The 15,814-nt window shown below is 70.6% G+C and carries 15 protein-coding genes; 8 read left to right on the plus strand and 7 right to left on the minus strand.

Annotation, left to right across the window (positions count from 1 at the left end; all coding sequences use genetic code 11):
- The first annotated feature begins 4 nt into the window (after positions 1-4).
- Genes efeB through ACIBK4_RS10505 form a run of 3 tightly spaced genes read left to right on the plus strand, consistent with a single transcriptional unit; the run spans position 5 to position 3,116 of the window.
- Positions 5-1,291 (plus strand): iron uptake transporter deferrochelatase/peroxidase subunit, encoded by a 1,287-nt coding sequence (gene efeB / locus ACIBK4_RS10495; protein WP_398994061.1) that lies wholly within the window; start codon positions 5-7, stop codon positions 1,289-1,291.
- Between the two features lie 3 nt (positions 1,292-1,294).
- Complete coding sequence (gene efeU / locus ACIBK4_RS10500) at positions 1,295-2,167, plus strand: iron uptake transporter permease EfeU (protein ID WP_398994063.1); 873 nt, start codon at positions 1,295-1,297, stop codon at positions 2,165-2,167.
- Entirely contained in the window at positions 2,127-3,116 is a 990-nt protein-coding gene (locus ACIBK4_RS10505; protein ID WP_398994065.1) for a hypothetical protein, read from the plus strand. The genes efeU and ACIBK4_RS10505 overlap by 41 nt, the downstream gene beginning before the upstream one ends.
- 30 nt (positions 3,117-3,146) lie before the next feature.
- Here ACIBK4_RS10505 and ACIBK4_RS10510 read toward each other — a convergent pair whose 3' ends face one another.
- The 4 genes from ACIBK4_RS10510 to ACIBK4_RS10525 form a co-directional block, all read right to left on the minus strand.
- Entirely contained in the window at positions 3,147-3,884 is a 738-nt protein-coding gene (locus ACIBK4_RS10510) for a bifunctional DNA primase/polymerase (RefSeq protein ID WP_398994067.1), read from the minus strand.
- Between the two features lie 200 nt (positions 3,885-4,084).
- Entirely contained in the window at positions 4,085-5,071 is a 987-nt protein-coding gene (locus tag ACIBK4_RS10515) for a small ribosomal subunit Rsm22 family protein (protein ID WP_398994069.1), read from the minus strand.
- Positions 5,072-5,367: 296 nt separating this feature from the next.
- Positions 5,368-6,540, minus strand: coding sequence for a serine hydrolase domain-containing protein (locus tag ACIBK4_RS10520; protein ID WP_398994071.1), 1,173 nt, complete (start codon positions 6,538-6,540; stop codon positions 5,368-5,370).
- Positions 6,492-7,778: a multidrug effflux MFS transporter gene (locus tag ACIBK4_RS10525; RefSeq protein WP_398994073.1), complete on the minus strand. Its 1,287-nt coding sequence runs from the start codon at positions 7,776-7,778 to the stop codon at positions 6,492-6,494. Before ACIBK4_RS10525 ends, ACIBK4_RS10520 begins: the two co-directional genes overlap by 49 nt.
- A gap of 87 nt (positions 7,779-7,865) precedes the next feature.
- Between ACIBK4_RS10525 and ACIBK4_RS10530 the strand changes: the two genes are divergently transcribed.
- Both ACIBK4_RS10530 and ACIBK4_RS10535 read left to right on the plus strand, forming a co-directional pair.
- Positions 7,866-8,864 (plus strand): Gfo/Idh/MocA family protein, encoded by a 999-nt coding sequence (locus ACIBK4_RS10530; RefSeq protein ID WP_398994075.1) that lies wholly within the window; start codon positions 7,866-7,868, stop codon positions 8,862-8,864.
- A gap of 17 nt (positions 8,865-8,881) precedes the next feature.
- Entirely contained in the window at positions 8,882-9,643 is a 762-nt protein-coding gene (locus ACIBK4_RS10535; protein ID WP_398994077.1) for an SDR family oxidoreductase, read from the plus strand.
- A gap of 243 nt (positions 9,644-9,886) precedes the next feature.
- On the opposite strand, the gene ACIBK4_RS10540 is transcribed toward ACIBK4_RS10535, so the two are convergent.
- Positions 9,887-11,062 carry a D-alanyl-D-alanine carboxypeptidase family protein gene (locus ACIBK4_RS10540; protein WP_398994079.1) on the minus strand — a complete coding sequence of 392 codons (1,176 nt, stop codon included), beginning with the start codon at positions 11,060-11,062 and terminating at the stop codon, positions 9,887-9,889.
- A gap of 274 nt (positions 11,063-11,336) precedes the next feature.
- Between ACIBK4_RS10540 and ACIBK4_RS10545 the strand changes: the two genes are divergently transcribed.
- Both ACIBK4_RS10545 and ACIBK4_RS10550 read left to right on the plus strand, forming a co-directional pair.
- Positions 11,337-12,818 (plus strand): ABC transporter permease, encoded by a 1,482-nt coding sequence (locus tag ACIBK4_RS10545; RefSeq protein WP_398994081.1) that lies wholly within the window; start codon positions 11,337-11,339, stop codon positions 12,816-12,818.
- A gap of 150 nt (positions 12,819-12,968) precedes the next feature.
- The gene (locus ACIBK4_RS10550; RefSeq protein ID WP_366436002.1) at positions 12,969-13,703 is read left to right on the plus strand and encodes an ABC transporter ATP-binding protein; all 735 of its coding nucleotides are present in this window, start codon (positions 12,969-12,971) and stop codon (positions 13,701-13,703) included.
- Positions 13,704-13,731: 28 nt separating this feature from the next.
- Here ACIBK4_RS10550 and ACIBK4_RS10555 read toward each other — a convergent pair whose 3' ends face one another.
- Complete coding sequence (locus ACIBK4_RS10555; protein ID WP_398994084.1) at positions 13,732-14,727, minus strand: aldo/keto reductase; 996 nt, start codon at positions 14,725-14,727, stop codon at positions 13,732-13,734.
- A gap of 89 nt (positions 14,728-14,816) precedes the next feature.
- On the minus strand, positions 14,817-15,143 hold the full coding sequence (locus ACIBK4_RS10560; RefSeq protein ID WP_262057877.1) for a nuclear transport factor 2 family protein: 327 nt from the start codon (positions 15,141-15,143) through the stop codon (positions 14,817-14,819).
- 122 nt (positions 15,144-15,265) lie between these two features.
- Here ACIBK4_RS10560 and ACIBK4_RS10565 point away from each other — a divergent pair, with 122 nt between their 5' ends.
- On the plus strand, positions 15,266-15,811 hold the full coding sequence (locus ACIBK4_RS10565) for a DoxX family membrane protein (RefSeq protein ID WP_398994086.1): 546 nt from the start codon (positions 15,266-15,268) through the stop codon (positions 15,809-15,811).
- The last annotated feature ends 3 nt before the right edge of the window (positions 15,812-15,814 follow it).

Here is a 15,814-nt window from a genome sequence, read left to right on the forward strand (position 1 = left end):
TGAGATGACCGACGTTCAGGAAAGCGAAGTCCAGGAGAGCGGTTCGCCGTCCCGTCGTTCGCTCATCGGCTGGGGCGGTGCCGGGCTCGCGCTCGGTGCCGTCGCGGCCGGTGGTGCGGTGGCGATGACCCGGGTCGGCGACGACGTCGATCCGGCCGGTGCCGACACCGGTGCCGCGGTCGCCTTCCACGGCGCCAACCAGGCCGGTATCGCCACCCCCGTGCAGGACCGGCTGCACTTCGCCGCGTTCGACGTGAAGACCGACGACCGCGCCGAGTTCGTGCAGCTGTTGAAGGACTGGACGGCCGCCGCGCGGCGGATGACCGGTGGGCACGCGGTCGGTGACGGGGCCTACGGCGGGCTCGCCGAGGCGCCGCCGGACGACACCGGTGAGGCGCTGGGGCTGAAACCCTCGCGGCTGACGCTGACGATCGGCTTCGGGCCGTCGTTCTTCGAGCACTTCGGGCTGAGTGGCAGTCGTCCCGACGCGCTGGTCGATCTGCCGCAGTTTCCCGGCGACAACTTCGACAAGTCCCGTACGGGTGGGGACCTTTGTGTCCAGGCCTGTGCGGACGATCCGCAGGTCGCCGTGCACGCGATCCGCAACCTGGCGCGCATCGGGTTCGGCAAGGTCGCCATCCGGTGGTCCCAACTCGGGTTCGGGAAGACCTCGTCGACGACCCCGGGGGCTCAAACCCCCCGCAATCTCATGGGGTTCAAGGACGGCACCCGCAACATCGCGGGGACCGAGACCGACCGGCTGAAGAAGTTCGTGTGGGTCGGCGAGGGTGACAACGCCGCCAACTCGGCCTGGATGACCGGGGGTTCGTATCTCGTCGCCCGGCGGATCCGGATGAACATCGAGACCTGGGACCGGACGTCGCTCCAGGAGCAGGAGGACGTGTTCGGGCGGGACAAGGGCGAGGGCGCGCCGGTCGGCAAGGCCAAGGAGCACGACGCGCCGTTCCTGAAGGCGATGAAGCCCGACGCGCATGTGCGGCTCGCGCATCCCGACTCCAACAGCGGGGTCACCATCCTGCGCCGGGGCTACTCCTTCACCGACGGCACCGACGGTCTCGGCCGGCTCGAAGCGGGCCTGTTCTTCCTGGCCTACCAGCGTGACGTGCGCAAGGGATTCATCCCGCTGCAGCGGAAGCTGTCGGCGTCCGACGCGCTCAACGAGTACATCCAGCACGTGGGTTCGGCGGTCTTCGCCGTTCCGCCGGGCGTCCGCGACAAGGACGACTGGTGGGGCAGCACGCTGTTCTCCAAGGACGCGAAGGAGTCGTAGACCGTGTTCTCGAACTATCTGATCGGTCTGCGCGAGGGGCTGGAAGCCAGTCTCGTCGTCTGCATCCTGATCGCGTATCTGGTCAAGACCGAACGGCGCGACGCGCTGAAGCCGATCTGGATCGGCATCGTCGTCGCGGTGCTCATCGCGATGGGGTTCGGGTGCGCGCTCGAATTCGGTTCGCAGGAGATGACGTTCCAGGCGCAGGAGGCGCTCGGCGGGTCCCTGTCGATCCTCGCGGTCGGTCTGGTGACGTGGATGGTGTTCTGGATGCGGCGCACCGCCCGGCACCTGAAGACCGAACTGCACGGCAAGCTGGACGCGGCCCTCGCGATGGGCACGGGCGCGCTGGTCGCCACCGCGTTCCTCGCCGTCGGCCGCGAGGGCCTGGAGACCGCGCTGTTCGTGTGGGCGTCGGTGCACGCGGCGAGCGACGGCACCCCGCGTCCGCTGGTCGGCGTAGGACTGGGGCTGGCCACGGCGGTGTTCCTGGGGTGGCTGTTCTATCGCGGGGCGCTGAAGATCAACCTCGCGAAGTTCTTCACGTGGACCGGGGCGATGCTGGTCGTCGTGGCCGCGGGTGTACTGGCGTACGGCTTCCACGACTTGCAGGAGGCCGACTGGCTCCCGGGCCTGACGAACGTGGCCTTCGACATCAGTGACACGATCCCGCCGGACAGCTGGTACGGCACCCTCCTGAAGGGCGTCTTCAACTTCCAGCCGGACCCGACCGTCCTGCAGATCACGGTGTGGCTGCTGTACCTGATCCCCACGCTCACCCTGTTCTTCGCCCCGGTAGGGTTCGCCTCCGGGAAGGGGAAGGTGAAGACACCTGATGAGCAGGGATCGCAGCCCTCGAAGGCTCCGCAGGCTTGACCGGCGCGTACTGATAGCGGCCTCGGTGACCGCTTTGTCGCTGACGGCGAGCGGTTGCGTGGTGGTCCACGGGGAGCGGGAGGTTCTCCCGGCCACCACCCGCGCCGAGGCCGCCACGGCGCTCCAGCAGTTCACGACCGCGTACAACGCGGCGGACAAGGCGTACGACAGTTCCCTGGACGCCGCTCATGTCACCGGCGCGCTCAGTGACATCGACGCGGCGCGGCTGAAGGCGGGGCACACCAACTCGCCGTCCGGGAACGCGAATTACTCGCCGCTGGAGCTGACGGACGCGAAGTTCACCATCCCGAAGAAGGCCGGCTGGCCGCGCTGGTTCGTGGCCGACACCGCCGCCAACAAGGGTGGCGCGGCCCGGTGGTTGCTGGTCTTCACGCGCAACGACCTCTCCGAGCCGTGGCAGGTGGCGTATCTCACGCTGCTCGCGCCCAGTGCCGTACCGAAGTTCAAGACCGACAAGGACGGCTGGGCCGAGGCCGTGCCCGCGGACTCGACCGAACTGGCCGTCGCGCCTGGCGAGTTGAGCCAGAGTTATGCGACGTATCTGAAGAGTGGCGGGACCGCCTTCGCGGACGGGACGCACACCAGTGGGTGGCGTGCGGACCGGGCGAAGGCCACCAAGCCGGGGCTGGCCGTGCAGTTCCTCGACCAGCCGCTGACGAGCGGTGACTACGCGCCGTTGGCCTTGCGTACGGCGGACGGCGGGGCGCTGGTGTTCTTCACCACGCGGTACTTCCAGAAGGAGACCGCGGCGGAGGGCACGACGGTGCCGGCCCAGAGCAAGGACGTCCAGGCGCTGACGACGGGTGAGGTGGAGCAGTCCCTCACCCTTCAACTCGTCTCCAACGAGGTCGCGTTGGACCCCAAGCGGGGTGGCAAGGTGTCGGTGCTGGGGCGGATCGAGGGGCTGACCTCGGCGCAGGGCGGCTGAGCTCCGTGCAGGGCGGCTGACCTCAGGGGGTCAACGGCCCAGCGGCCAGGCGGAGTTCGCGTGGTCCGGTTCCGCTCCCGCGTGCCGGGCGCAGGCGTCCGTGAGGGTTTCGAGGAGGGTGAGCGGGTCGGGCAGGGGGTGCTCGGGGCCGCGTACCCAGTGAACCGACTGGTTCTCACCGGGGAGTTGGGCCGGGGGGACGAGGACGTAGGAGCCGCGGCAGTGCCAGCGCAGGCCGGGGTGTTCGTCCATCGTCTCGGGGTGGCAGTCCAATTCGCACGGCCACCACTCGTCCTCGTCCTCGGGGGTGCCGCGGGTGAGGGTGAAGAAGAGCAGCCGTCCGTCGTCGCTCGCGGCGACCGGGCCGACCTCGACACCGGCGGCGAGCAGCCGCTCCAGGGCCTCGTGGCCGGCTTCGAGTGGGACGTCCAGGACGTCGTTGACCATGCCGGTCGCGGTGATGAAGTTGGCCTGCGGCTGGTGGCGGGCCCAGCGCTCGATCTGGGCGCGGTCGGTCGTGGACTGCGTCTGCCAGGCGAACGACACCGGGTGGCGGGCCGGGGTGGGGCAGCCGACGCGGTCGCACGAACATCGGTAGCCCGGGGCCGGGTGCGCGGCGGGGGCGAGCGGCAGCCCGGCCTCGGCGGCGGCCAGCAGCAGCGCCTCGCGTCCGCCGCCGTCGTCGGGGGCCTCCTGCGGGCGGCGTCCACGCAGCCACGAGGAGAGTTTGCCCTGCCGACCGCTCCGGCCACCGAACGTCGCGCTCATCTATCTCCTCGCCCTGCTGTTGTCGCCTTGCCGTCTTGCCGTCGTGCCCTGCCGTCGTGCGAAGCCCTGCCGCCGCGTGTTGCCCTGCCGTTGTGCGGAGAACTTCCCCTATGGTCCCACCATCCTGCGCCCCAAGAGGCGGGACCTCGTATCCGGGGTGGGTGGGACGAGACACACGTGTGACGGTTTCGGCGGAAGTGTCACGCTTTTTCCGGCCAGGGGTCTCCCCAGCTCACGTTCCGTGCCGCCTTGTACTGATCGCCGTGGCGTTTGGTGACCGTCGTGCGGCGCAGTTGTTCGTCGGTCTCGCAGAGATCGAGGAGTACCTGGCCCTTGCGGATCTGCGGGCGGCGTACGACGCGGGCGGGGGCGGGGTCCACGGGGAAGCGGGCGGCGGCGACGTAGCTGAACTTCTCGTCCTCGTACGGCAGGGAACCGCCCTTGACCTGGCGGTGCAGGGACGAACGGCTGACCCGCGCCGAGAAGTGGCACCAGTCCTCGCCGGGGGCGATCGGGCAGGCGGCGCTGTGCGGGCAGGGGGCGGCGATGTGGAAACCGGCGGCGACGAGGCGGTCCCGGGCCTCGATGACGCGGGCGTAACCCGCCGGGGTGCCCGCCTCGACGATCACGACCGCCTGGGCCGCGGAGGCGGCGGCGTCCACGAGGGCGGTGCGGTCGGGGGCGGTGAGTTCGTTGAGGACGTAGGAGACGGTGACGAGGTCGGTGGGGTCGAGGGTGAGCGCGGAGCCGATGCGTGCGCGCCGCCAACTGGTGTTGCGCAGGCTCGGGTTGGCGGCGGCGATCTCCTTCCCCAGGGCGAGCGCGGGCTCGGCCCAGTCGAGCACGGTCACCGGGCGGTCACCGTCCCAGGTCGCGGCTACGGCCCAGGTCGCGGCGCCGGTTCCGCCGCCGACGTCCAGGTGCCCGTCCGGAACCCACGCGGGTACGGCATCGGCGAACGCGTCCAACGCGGACCGTACGGCTTCGAAGGTCGCCGGCATCCGATACGCCGCGTAGGCCGCGACATCCGCCCGGTCCCGCAAGATCGGAGCGTCGGTAGGGGTGACCCCCCGGTAATTGGCGATCAGCCGCTCGACAGCCCCGGCGGCCTGCCTGGGCGGAAGCCCGTCGAGCAACCGGGCCAGAGCAGTACGGAGGGTTTCGGCGGGCGCAACGGGGTCGTTCACCCGCTGATTCTAAGTTGCCCGGGGTGGGTGCCGAGGTCCCTGGGGGCTCCGCCCCCAGACCCCCGAGGCCTATGCCCACCCACCACCCATGACGGGGCAATGGAGGAGCTCGGCTCAAAGACGCTCGCCCGCCCCCGCGTCAGTAAGCCAAGCCCAAACCACCCGCACCTCTCCAACACCGCCCCGCTTCCGAAGGGGCGCGGGGCTGTGACATCAGCGGCTCCGCCGCGGGGCGCGACCAGCCCCCACCGGACCCGCACCCAACAACACAACCGGCACCACCCCTCCCCCCTCTCTCACCCCCGAACAGCCCGAGCAACCCGCGTCCCCGCCGCCGCCCGAGGCCCACTGTCCGCCCCCCGCCTACGCGGATGCACGGTGTTGGCCAGCAGCACCAGAAACGTATCCGTAGCCGGATCCAGCACCACCGACGTCCCCGTGAACCCCGTATGCCCGGCCGCCCCCCGCCCCGCCAACTCCCCCATGAACCAAGCCTGATCAACCCCGAAGCCCAGCCCCGGCGGGGTCAGCAGCAGCTCCACGAAGTCCGATCCCAGGATGCGGGCCGGGCCGTACGAACCCCCCGCCAGCAACGTCCGGCAGAAGATCGCCAGGTCCCGGCCCGTCGAGAACAGACCCGCGTGGCCGGCCACGCCGCCCAACGCCCACGCGTTCTCGTCGTGGACGACGCCCCGCAACATCCCCCGGTCCGCCTTCGCCCACGGCCGCCGCTGGTCCTCCGTCGCCGCCGCGCCCGGGCACGGGCCGAAGTCCGTCGACGTCATCCCCAGCGGACGGGTGATGCCGTCGTGGATGAGGACATCCAGCGTGCGGCCGCTGATGCGTTCCAGGACGAACTGGAGGAGGAGCAGGTTCAGGTCCGAGTACACGTACTCGCCCGGCTTCCCGACCGGCGCCTCCCTTCGCAGCATCGACAGGCGCTCGGTGTCGTCCGCGCAGTCGTAGAGCGGGAGTTCGGGGCGCAGACCCGAGGTGTGGGTGAGGAGCTGGCGGACGGTGATCCCGTGGCGGGCGGCCGCGCGGAAGTCCGGCAGGTACGCGCCCACCCGCGCGTCCATGCCCAGCGTGCCCCGCTCGATCTGCTGCATCGCGGCCACCGCCGTGAACAGCTTGGTCACGGAAGCCAGGTCGAAGGGGGTGTCCACCCTCGTCGGGACGCGGGACTCCGGCGGGAGTTCGACGCCCTGGTCGGTCTCGGGGTCGTAGGCCGCATACCGTACGGCCCAGCCCGCCGCCTCCTCCACCGCGATCACCGGGCCGCGGCCGGCGACCACGACGGTGGCCGGCGCCCAGGGGCGGTCGCCGGTGGTGAGGTCGTGGACCTCCCGGACCAGGTGACGGAGTTCCTCGGGGTCGAGGCCCGCCCGTTCCGGGGTGTCGTGGCGCAGTCTCGGGGCGCTCAGCTCCCCACTCCCTCCGCAGTCGTACGTGTGTTCCAGGGACGGCACATTCCCACGAAGCAGGCCACCGCCACCAGTGCGGCCACCAGTTGGACGACCGCCATCGGGACGGCGGTGTGCTCCCCCGCGATACCTACCAGCGGGGACGCCACCGCGCCTATCAGGAAGGATGACGTGCCCAGCAGCGCGGACGCGGAGCCTGCCGAGTGACGCGTGCGCATCAGCGCCAGGGTCTGGGCATTGGGGAGTGTCACGCCCATCGCCGACATCAGGACGAACAGGCCCGCCGCGACCGGGACCAGGCCCACCTTCCCGAACGCTCCCGTCGCCATCAGCAGCAGCGCCGTCGCCGCCAGCACCACCACCGCCAGGCCCGCGCCCAGGACCTTGTCCATCGAGACCCTGCCCACCAGCAGCTTTCCGTTGATCTGGCCCACTGCCACCAGGCCCACCGAGTTGATGCCGAAGAGCAGGCTGAAGGTCTGTGGGGTCGCGCCGTAGATCTCCTGGACGACGAAGGGGGACGCCGAGATGTACGCGAACAGCGCGGCGAAGGAGAAGCCGCCCGTGAGCATGTAGCCCGTGAAGGGGAGGTCCGCGAGGAGGGTGCGCATGGAGCGGAGGGCCTCCGCGGTGCCGCCCGCGTGGCGGTCGGCCGGGGCGAGGGTCTCGGGGAGGCGGCGCCAGACCAGTGCGGTCAGCAGGATGCCTACGGCCGTGAGGGTCACGAAGACGCCTCGCCAGTCCGTGACACGGAGGATCTGGCCGCCTACCAGGGGGGCGACTATCGGGGCGACCCCCGAGACCAGCATCAGGGTGGAGAAGAAGCGGGCCATCGCCACGCCGTCGTACTGGTCGCGGACCACCGCCCTCGCGATCACTATCCCGGCCGCGCCCGCCAGGCCCTGGATCAGCCGGAAGGCGACCAGCGACTCCACGTTCGGCGCGATCGCGCACAGGGCGGTCGCGATGACGTAGACCGCCAGGCCGGTCAGCAGCGGGCGTCTGCGGCCGAGTTTGTCGCTCATCGGGCCCACCACCAGCTGCCCCAGCGCCATGCCCGCGAGGCAGGCGGTGAGCGTCAGTTGAACGGTCGCGGCCGGCGCGTGCAGGGAGCGGGTGACCGCCGGAAGCGCGGGAAGGTACATGTCCATCGACAGCGGCGGGGTCGCCGTGAGGCCGCCCAGGATGAGGACGACGAGGAGGCCCGCGCGACGGGTCGACCTCGGCGACGGTACGACGACGGACTGCGACACGCTCGGCGCCTGCGCCCCCTGCTCGGGCATGTGCCCCTCCCTCTCCGAGTGATCCGGCACCTATGCTCTCAGCTCGTACAAGGTGGCGAGGGTCTGGTGAGCGAGGGTGGGGCCGCGATGACGGAGCAGAAGGTGCGCTGGGGGATCCTGGCGACCGGTGGGATCGCCGCCGCGTTCACGGCGGACCTCGTCGATCTGCCGGACGCCGAGGTGGTCGCGGTGGCCTCGCGGACGGAGTCCTCGGCGAAGGCCTTCGCGGAACGGTTCGGGATCGAGCGGGCCTACGGCGACTGGGCCGCGCTGGCCGACGACGCGGACATCGATGTCGTCTACGTCGCCACCCCGCACTCGGCGCACCGCACGGCGGCCGGTCTCTGTCTGGAGGCCGGGCGGAACGTCCTCGTCGAGAAGGCCTTCACCCTGAACTCCCGCGAGGCCGCCGAGCTCGTGGCACTGGCGGGCGAGCACGGCAGCTTCCTGATGGAGGCCATGTGGATGTACTGCAATCCGCTCGTACGGCGGCTCAAGGCTCTTGTCGACGACGGTGCCATCGGTGAAGTCCGCACCGTCCAGGCCGACTTCGGGCTCGCGGGGCCCTTCCCGCCCTCGCACCGGCTGCGCGACCCGGCGCAGGGCGGCGGCGCGCTGCTCGACCTCGGGGTGTACCCGGTGTCGTTCGCGCATCTGCTGCTCGGTGAGCCCGCCGACATCAAGGCGTCGGCCGTGCTCTCGCCTGAAGGGGCCGATCTTCAGACGGCGGCGCTGTTCTCGTGGGACAGCGGGGCGCTGGCCGCGCTGCACTGTTCGATCGTCGGGGGTACGGGGACCTCGGCGTCGGTGACCGGTTCGCTGGGGCGGATCGACATCCCGGACGGCTTCTTCCACCCCGACCGCTTTGTGCTGCACCGGGACGGGCGCGACCCCGAGGAGTTCGTGCTCGACCCGGCGGACGGGCCGCGCAACACGTTGCGGCACGAGGCGTCCGAGGTGATGCGGGCGGTGCGGGCCGGGGAGACCGAGTCGCCGTTGGTGCCGCTGGAGGGGACCCTCGCGGTGATGCGGACGCTGGACGCGGTGCGGGAGCGGATCGGGGTGCGGTACCCGCAGGAGGGGTGACTCGTAGGCTGCGGCCCATGAACGCACAGCACTCATCGAAGATCGCCGTGGTGACCGGCGCCGGCTCCGGCATCGGGCGCGCGGTCGCCGTCGAACTCCTGCGCGCGGGCTGGTCGTTGGCACTGGCCGGCCGCCGCACCGGGGCCCTGGAGGAGACGGCCGCGCTGGTGCCCGAGGGCGCCTCCATCGCCGTAGCGACGGATGTGGCGCGGCCGGAGGACGTGGACGCGTTGTTCGACGCGGCCGTGGAGCGGTTCGGGCGGGTGGATCTGCTGTTCAACAACGCGGGGACCTTCGGGCCCGGCGGGGTGGCGGTGGAGGACCTGCCGTACGACGCGTGGCGGCATGTGGTGGACACCAATCTCAACGGGGCGTTCCTGTGTGCGCAGGCGGCGTACCGGCGGATGAAGGAGCAGGTGCCGCAGGGTGGGCGGATCATCAACAACGGGTCGATCTCCGCTCATACGCCTCGGCCGCACTCCGTGGCCTACACCGCGACCAAGCACGCGTTGACGGGGCTCACCAAGTCGCTGTCGCTGGACGGGCGGCCGTATTCGATCGCGGTCGGGCAGATCGACATCGGGAACGCGGCGACCGAGATGACGGCGCGCATGGAGACCGGGGCGCTGCAGGCCAACGGGGTGGTCACCCCGGAACCGGTGATGGATGTCGCCGATGTGGCACGCACCGTGCGGCACATGGCGGAGCTGCCGTTGGGGGCGAACGTGCAGTTCGCGACGGTGCTGGCGACCGCGATGCCGTATGTCGGGCGCGGCTAGGGCAAGTTGCACAAACGGAATTTGACCGTCCGCACCATTGCGCCCGGTTACTGACTTATGCTCAACTCTTCTCCACCAAAGCTTCACACTTGGAGCAAGGGGCTTCCGCGGTACTGGAGTCCTTGGTTCCGCAGACCAATCCGAGGGGGGAGAGGCGACAGTCGTTCCACGGCCCGGGTGGGGGTGGAACCCGCGAGGGACCGCGGGTTACGCACCGGGCCGTGGAGCGGCTGTCGCGTCACATCAACTCCCGTCGAGCTCCTCGGACTTGGCCGCCGCTACGGCCGCCCGCCGCCTGCGCAGCGCGAACGCGCCGCCCGCGAGCACCGCGACCGCTCCCGCCGCACCGCCCAGCATCGGCCAGGGCGAGGAACCGTCCGACGAGGAAGAGGCGGCACTCCCGGAGGCTCCCGGCGCGCCCTTGGCGCCCGACGGCGTCGGGCTCGCGGTGGCCCCGCCCTCGCTCAGCGGCTCAACCAGCGTGCCCACGGCCCGGGCCGAACTCCCTTTGCCGAAGCCCCAGTCGAGCAGCGCGGCGGTCTCCTTGTAGACCTCGTTGCCGCCGTTCGCGGGGTGCATCACGGTGACCAGGAGGGTGCGGCCGTCGCGGGTGGCGGCACCGGTGAAGGTGTTGCCCGCGTGGCTGGTGTAGCCGTTCTTCACGCCGATGATGCCCGGGTACGGGCGGAGGCCGTAGGCGCCGCTGAGCAGGCGGTCGGTGTTCTGGATCTGGAAGGTCTTCTTGCCGCCGGCCGGGAAGTTCGCCGTCCGGGTCGAGCAGTACGCGCTGAAGTCCTCGTCGTGCAGCCCGTGCCGGGCGAAGAGCGTGAGGTCGTACGCCGACGAGACCTGCCCGGGGTGGTCGAAGCCGTCCGGGCTCACCACATGCGTGTCCAGGGCCTGGAGGTCCTTCGCCTTGGCCTGCATCTCGGCGACCGTCGCCGCGATCCCGCCGTTCATGTGGGCCAGCACATGCACGGCGTCGTTGCCCGAGCGCAGGAACACGCCCTGCCACAACTGGTGGACGGTGTACAGGATTCCGGGCTTCACGCCGACGAGGCTGGAGCCGGAGGGGACGTCGGCGAGGTCGGCGTCGGTCACCCGGTAGGTGCGGGTCCGCTCGAACTTGCCCAGCACGGTGTCGGCGAACAGCATCTTCAGCGTGGACGCGGGCGCGAGGCGCTGGTGTGCGCGGTACGAGGCGAGGACCTCGCCCGTTTTGTGGTCGGCGACGATCCACGCGCGGGCGGTGAGTCTCTTGGGCAGCGTGGAGGCATCGCCGACCTGGATCCCGGCGCGGGCCAGACGCTCACCGCCTATCGCCGTCGCCGCGGACGCGGGAGTCGTCGCCGCCAGAGGAAGAGCGGCGGCGGTCAGGCCGAGAGCGGCACGCCGGGTGAGCCGAGAGGAATCGCGCATCCCGGGACCGTACAAAACGGGGGCGCGGCGGTGTGCGGCGGGGTGGCCGCCAGGGCGTCGAATAGGTGATCGACATCCCATGTCAGCAGGCCATTGAACAGGGGTTTCCTGGCAAGAAGCCCTCGACAGGTTAGGAATGAGCTGTCTGACCGAATTCTGATTTCGGGCCCCTTTTTCTCAGGCCAGACACATCCTTTACTCAGGTCGACTCAAAGGTTTCTCCATAGCTTGTGGCCGCGCCCACAGCGGGCGCCAAGAACCTTTGGGGAACGGGATGTTTGGCATCTATCTCAAGCGCGAGCTGAGCCGGCGCAAGAAGGCGGCCCTGGTCATCGCCATGGGTCTGGCGCTCGGAATCGCGCTGGTCATCACCGTCAACTCGGTGTCGGCCGGCATGAATCAGGCTCAGGACAAGGTCCTCAAGTCTCTTTACGGTCTCGGAACTGACATGACCGTGACCAAAGCGCAATCGGCCCCCAAGGCCGGCAGCTCACAGGGTCCCAGCTTCAAGTTCGGCGCCACCTCCTCCAGCAGCAGCTCGCAGAGCTCGGACCGGGTGAACACGCAGGGTGGTCAGGCCCTCGCGTCCTCCCTGGTCACCAAGGTCGGCTCGCAGAAGGGCGTGTCCGCCGCGGTCGGCGCGCTCACCCTGAACGTCACCAAGGTCGACGGCTCCTTCACCCAGGGCAAGGCGAAGTCCTCCACCACCTCCGGTTCCTCGTCCGGTTCGCAGCAGGGCGGCCCCGGCGGCGGCACGGGCACCAGCGGCAGCGGCCAGCCCCAGGTGCAGGGCGGCGGCGCCAACTTCAACGTGAACTCGTACTCGGTCGCGGGCATCGACGTCACCAACCAGACGCTCGGCCCGCTGTCCACCTCGAAGATCACCACCGGCAAGACGTTCACGACCGCGCAGACCAACGCGAAGGTCGCGGTCGTCAGCAAGTCGTACGCCAAGTCGAAGAAGTACAAGGTCGGTTCGACCTTCTCGATCTCTGGCACCAAGTTCACGGTCATCGGCATCGCGACGCCCAACAGCAGCGAGTCCACGATCGACGTGTACCTGCCGCTGAAGCAGGCGCAGACGCTGGGCGACTCGAAGAACAAGGTCACCACGATCTACGTCAAGGCGACCGACTCCAAGCAGATCTCGGCCGTCAAGACGACGATCCAGAAGAACATCTCGGGTACGACGGTCACCACCTCCGCCGACCTCGCGTCCACGGTCTCCGGCTCGCTGTCCACCGCCTCCAACCTCGCGACCAGCGTGGGCAAGTGGCTGTCGATCGCGGTCCTGATCGCCGCGTTCCTGGTGGCCGCGCTGCTCACCTCCTCCGCCGTGTCGCGCCGGGTGCGTGAGTTCGGCACGCTGAAGGCGCTCGGCTGGCCGAGCCGCAAGGTGACCCGGCAGGTCGTCGGCGAGTCCATGGTCAACGGTCTGATCGGCGGCGGGCTCGGTATCGCGCTCGGCCTCCTGGCGGCCTACACGGTCACCGCGATCAGCCCCAAGCTGACCGCGCAGCTCGGCTCCACCGGCGGCGGTGGCGGCATGGGCGGCGGCCCCGGCGGCGGCCAGGGCGGTCCCGGCCAGCAGGCCACCTCCAACACCCTGGAGATCGCCCTGAACGCGCCGGTCTCGCTGACCACGATCGCCCTCGCGGTGGGTCTGGCCGTCACCGGCGGCCTGATCGCCGGTGCGATGGGCGGCTGGCGTGCGTCGCGGATGCGTCCGGCGGACGCGCTGCGCAGCGTGTCGTAGCGCGGCCGTGGTGGCGTGGTCCGGCGGAGGCGGCTCGTAACACCGCCGACGCCGACCGCGCCGCATCCCCTGATCCGGGGCGCCGCCACCGTTCCCCCCGGGCGGCGGCGCCCCGACCCTCTTCTTCACAGACGTTCAGACGGAGATCCCATGTACAAGCTCACCGGCGTCACCAAGCGCTACTCGCGGGGCAAGGAGACGGTCGAGGCGCTGCGGGGCGTCGACCTCACGATCGAGGACGGCGACCAGCTCGTCATCCAGGGCCCCACCGGCGGCGGCAAGTCGACGCTGCTGCAGATGATCGGCGGCCTGGACCGCCCCTCCGAGGGCAGTGTCGAGCTGGACGGCGTCAACCTCGCCACGATCAGCGAGGCCAAGCTGACCCGGCTGCGCGCCGAGAAGATCGGCATCATCTTCCAGTCCTTCAACCTCATCCCGACGCTCACCGCGCAGGAGAACGTCGAGACGGCCCTGGTCCCGCTCGGCGTCAAGCCGGCGGAACGCCGCGAGCGGGCGGCGGAGGCACTCACGTCGGTCGGCCTCGGCGACCGCCTCAAGCACGCCCCGTCCGAGCTCTCCGGCGGCCAGCAGCAGCGCGTCGCGATCGCCCGCGCGCTGGTGAAGAAGCCGAAGGTCCTCCTCGCCGACGAACCCACCGGCAACCTCGACGAGGGCACCCGCGACGACATCATGGGCCTGCTCGAAGGCCTCTGGCACGAGTACGGGCTGACCTTCATCATGGTCACCCACGACTCGTCGATCGCCCGCCGCGCACCGCGCCTCGCGACCATCAAGGCCGGCCAGATCACCCTGACCGAACAGGGCCGCAGCGGCCAGTTCACCCCGCAGCAGCAGTACGCGGAACAGGGCAACCAGGGTTACTGAGCCCACCTGTTGGTCCTGCCGGGGCCGTTCACCTACCGAGCACGCGGTCGATCTCGACCAACTGCGCGGCGGTGAGCGGCCCCTTCGCGATGGCGCCCGCGTTCTGTTCCGCCTGGGGGACCGAGCGGAAGCCGGGGATCGGGATGGTGCGGGGGCTGCGGGCCCAGAGCCAGGCGAGGGCGCCCTGGGCCGGGGTGCGGTTGTCCGAGGTGAGGATCTCGCACAGGGCGTCCACGCGGGCCACGTAGTCCTCGTCGGCGCCTGCGCCCTGTTTGAAGCCCTGCATCCACGCCGGGGGCGTGTTGCGGATGTCGCCGGCCTCCAACTCCCGGCCCGGCGCCTGCTTTCCGGTGAGCAGGCCCATCGCGAGCGGGCTGCGGTTGATGCTGGCCAGGCCCAACTCCTCACACAGCGCGAACATTTCGGGGGCGTCCTGCAACACGTTCGCCGCGTGCTGTACGGCCGCGCAGTGCTCCCCCTCGGCGAAGACGGCGGCGCGGGCCGGGTCGTCGGTGCTCCAGGCGTAGGCGCGGATCAGGCCCTCGCGTACGAACTCCTCGCACTGGTCCCGGAGTTGGGCCGCGCGGTCCAAGTCCGCGTCGGACAGGTGGAGTTGGTACAGGTCGATGTGATCGGTGTCCAGGCGCTTCAGGGATGCGGTGAGCGCGCGGCGGGCGTACTCCGGGGAGTCGTCGGAGCCGGTGAGCGTGCGGGTCTCCTCGTCGAAGACGTTGCCCCACTTGGTGGCGAGGACCACGTCGTCCCGGCGCTTGCCGAGCGCGCGGCCCAGGACGCGTTCGCTGTGCCCCGCGCCGTAGGTGTCGGCGGTGTCGAAGAACGTCACGCCCAGATCGAGGGCGCGCCGGACCGCCCGTACGGACTCCTCGTCGTCGACCTTGCCCCAGCCGAGCGGCTGCCCGCTCACGTCCTGCCACTCACCACCGATCGCCCAGCAGCCGAAGCCGAGAGCGCTCACGTCGATACCACTGCGTCCGAGGGTCCTGCTGTTCGACTTGGTCTCCATGCCTGTGCACGCTAGGAGTTGGAGTGCACTTCAAGGCAAGGGGTTTGCAGCTTTCCACGCCGGCTTTCCACGGTGACGTTCTACGTCGATCAGGCCTGGCCCGTTTCGAAGCGGGCGATCCTGCCGTCCTCGCCGACCGTGAAACTCCACCGGGTGCGCATCTCGCCCCACGCGTCGTTGGAGTAGCGGGCGACGAGGGCTCGGCCGCCGTTCGACTCCCGGTCGACCTCCATGTGGCCGTGGGAGGAGAAGATCTCCCGGTCGATCCACTCGGCGAGGTCACGGTCGGAACCGTCGTCCGCCATCGTCGCGCCCGGCGCGAGCAACGCCAGGAAGGCGTCCCGGTCATGGGCGTTGACGGCGCTGACGAACGCCCGGACGGCCGGATCGCTGAGTTTGGCTGGCTGAATCGTCATGCCGGTCAGACTCACACCGTTCCCGGGGCCCCGCCACCCGAACGGCCGCGCGAATCCGCCCGCCGGGCGCTCCGGGTGCGACGGTGGAGGGACCGTCCCCGCCGTCCGTCCAGGGAGTCACCGTGACCTGTTACGACCGACAAGATCTGGGCCTGCTGCTGCTCCGGCTGGGTACCGGCGGCGTGCTGGCCGCGCACGGCGCGCAGAAGCTGTTCGGCTGGTTCGGCGGGGGCGGGATCGAGGGCACGGGCGCGGCCATGGAGGCGATGGGGTACGCGCCGGGGAAGCAGAGTGCCGTGATGGCGGGGCTCTCGGAGGCGGGCGGCGGTGCGCTGCTCGCGCTGGGTCTTGCGACCCCGGCGGCGGGTGCGGCGGCCGCCGGTGCGATGGTCGGAGCCGCCGCCGTGCACGCGCCCAACGGCTTCTTCGCGGCGGCCGGCGGCTACGAGTACGCGGCCTCCCTCGCCCTGACCGCGGCCGGCCTCGCGGTCACGGGCCCGGGCCGGCTCTCCCTGGACCACGCGCTGGGCCACGCGGTGAACCGGGGCTGGATGGTGCCGGCGGCGCTCGCGGTGACGGGGGCGGCGACGGCCGTGGTCGTCGGCCTGCGGAACCGGCGGGTGCGGGAGGCGGCGGAGTTCGGGCAGGAAACCTTGTTCGACGAGTAGGGC

The sequence above is a fragment of the Streptomyces sp. NPDC050528 genome (genome assembly GCF_044457795.1).
Classification (GTDB): Bacteria; Actinomycetota; Actinomycetes; order Streptomycetales; family Streptomycetaceae; genus Streptomyces.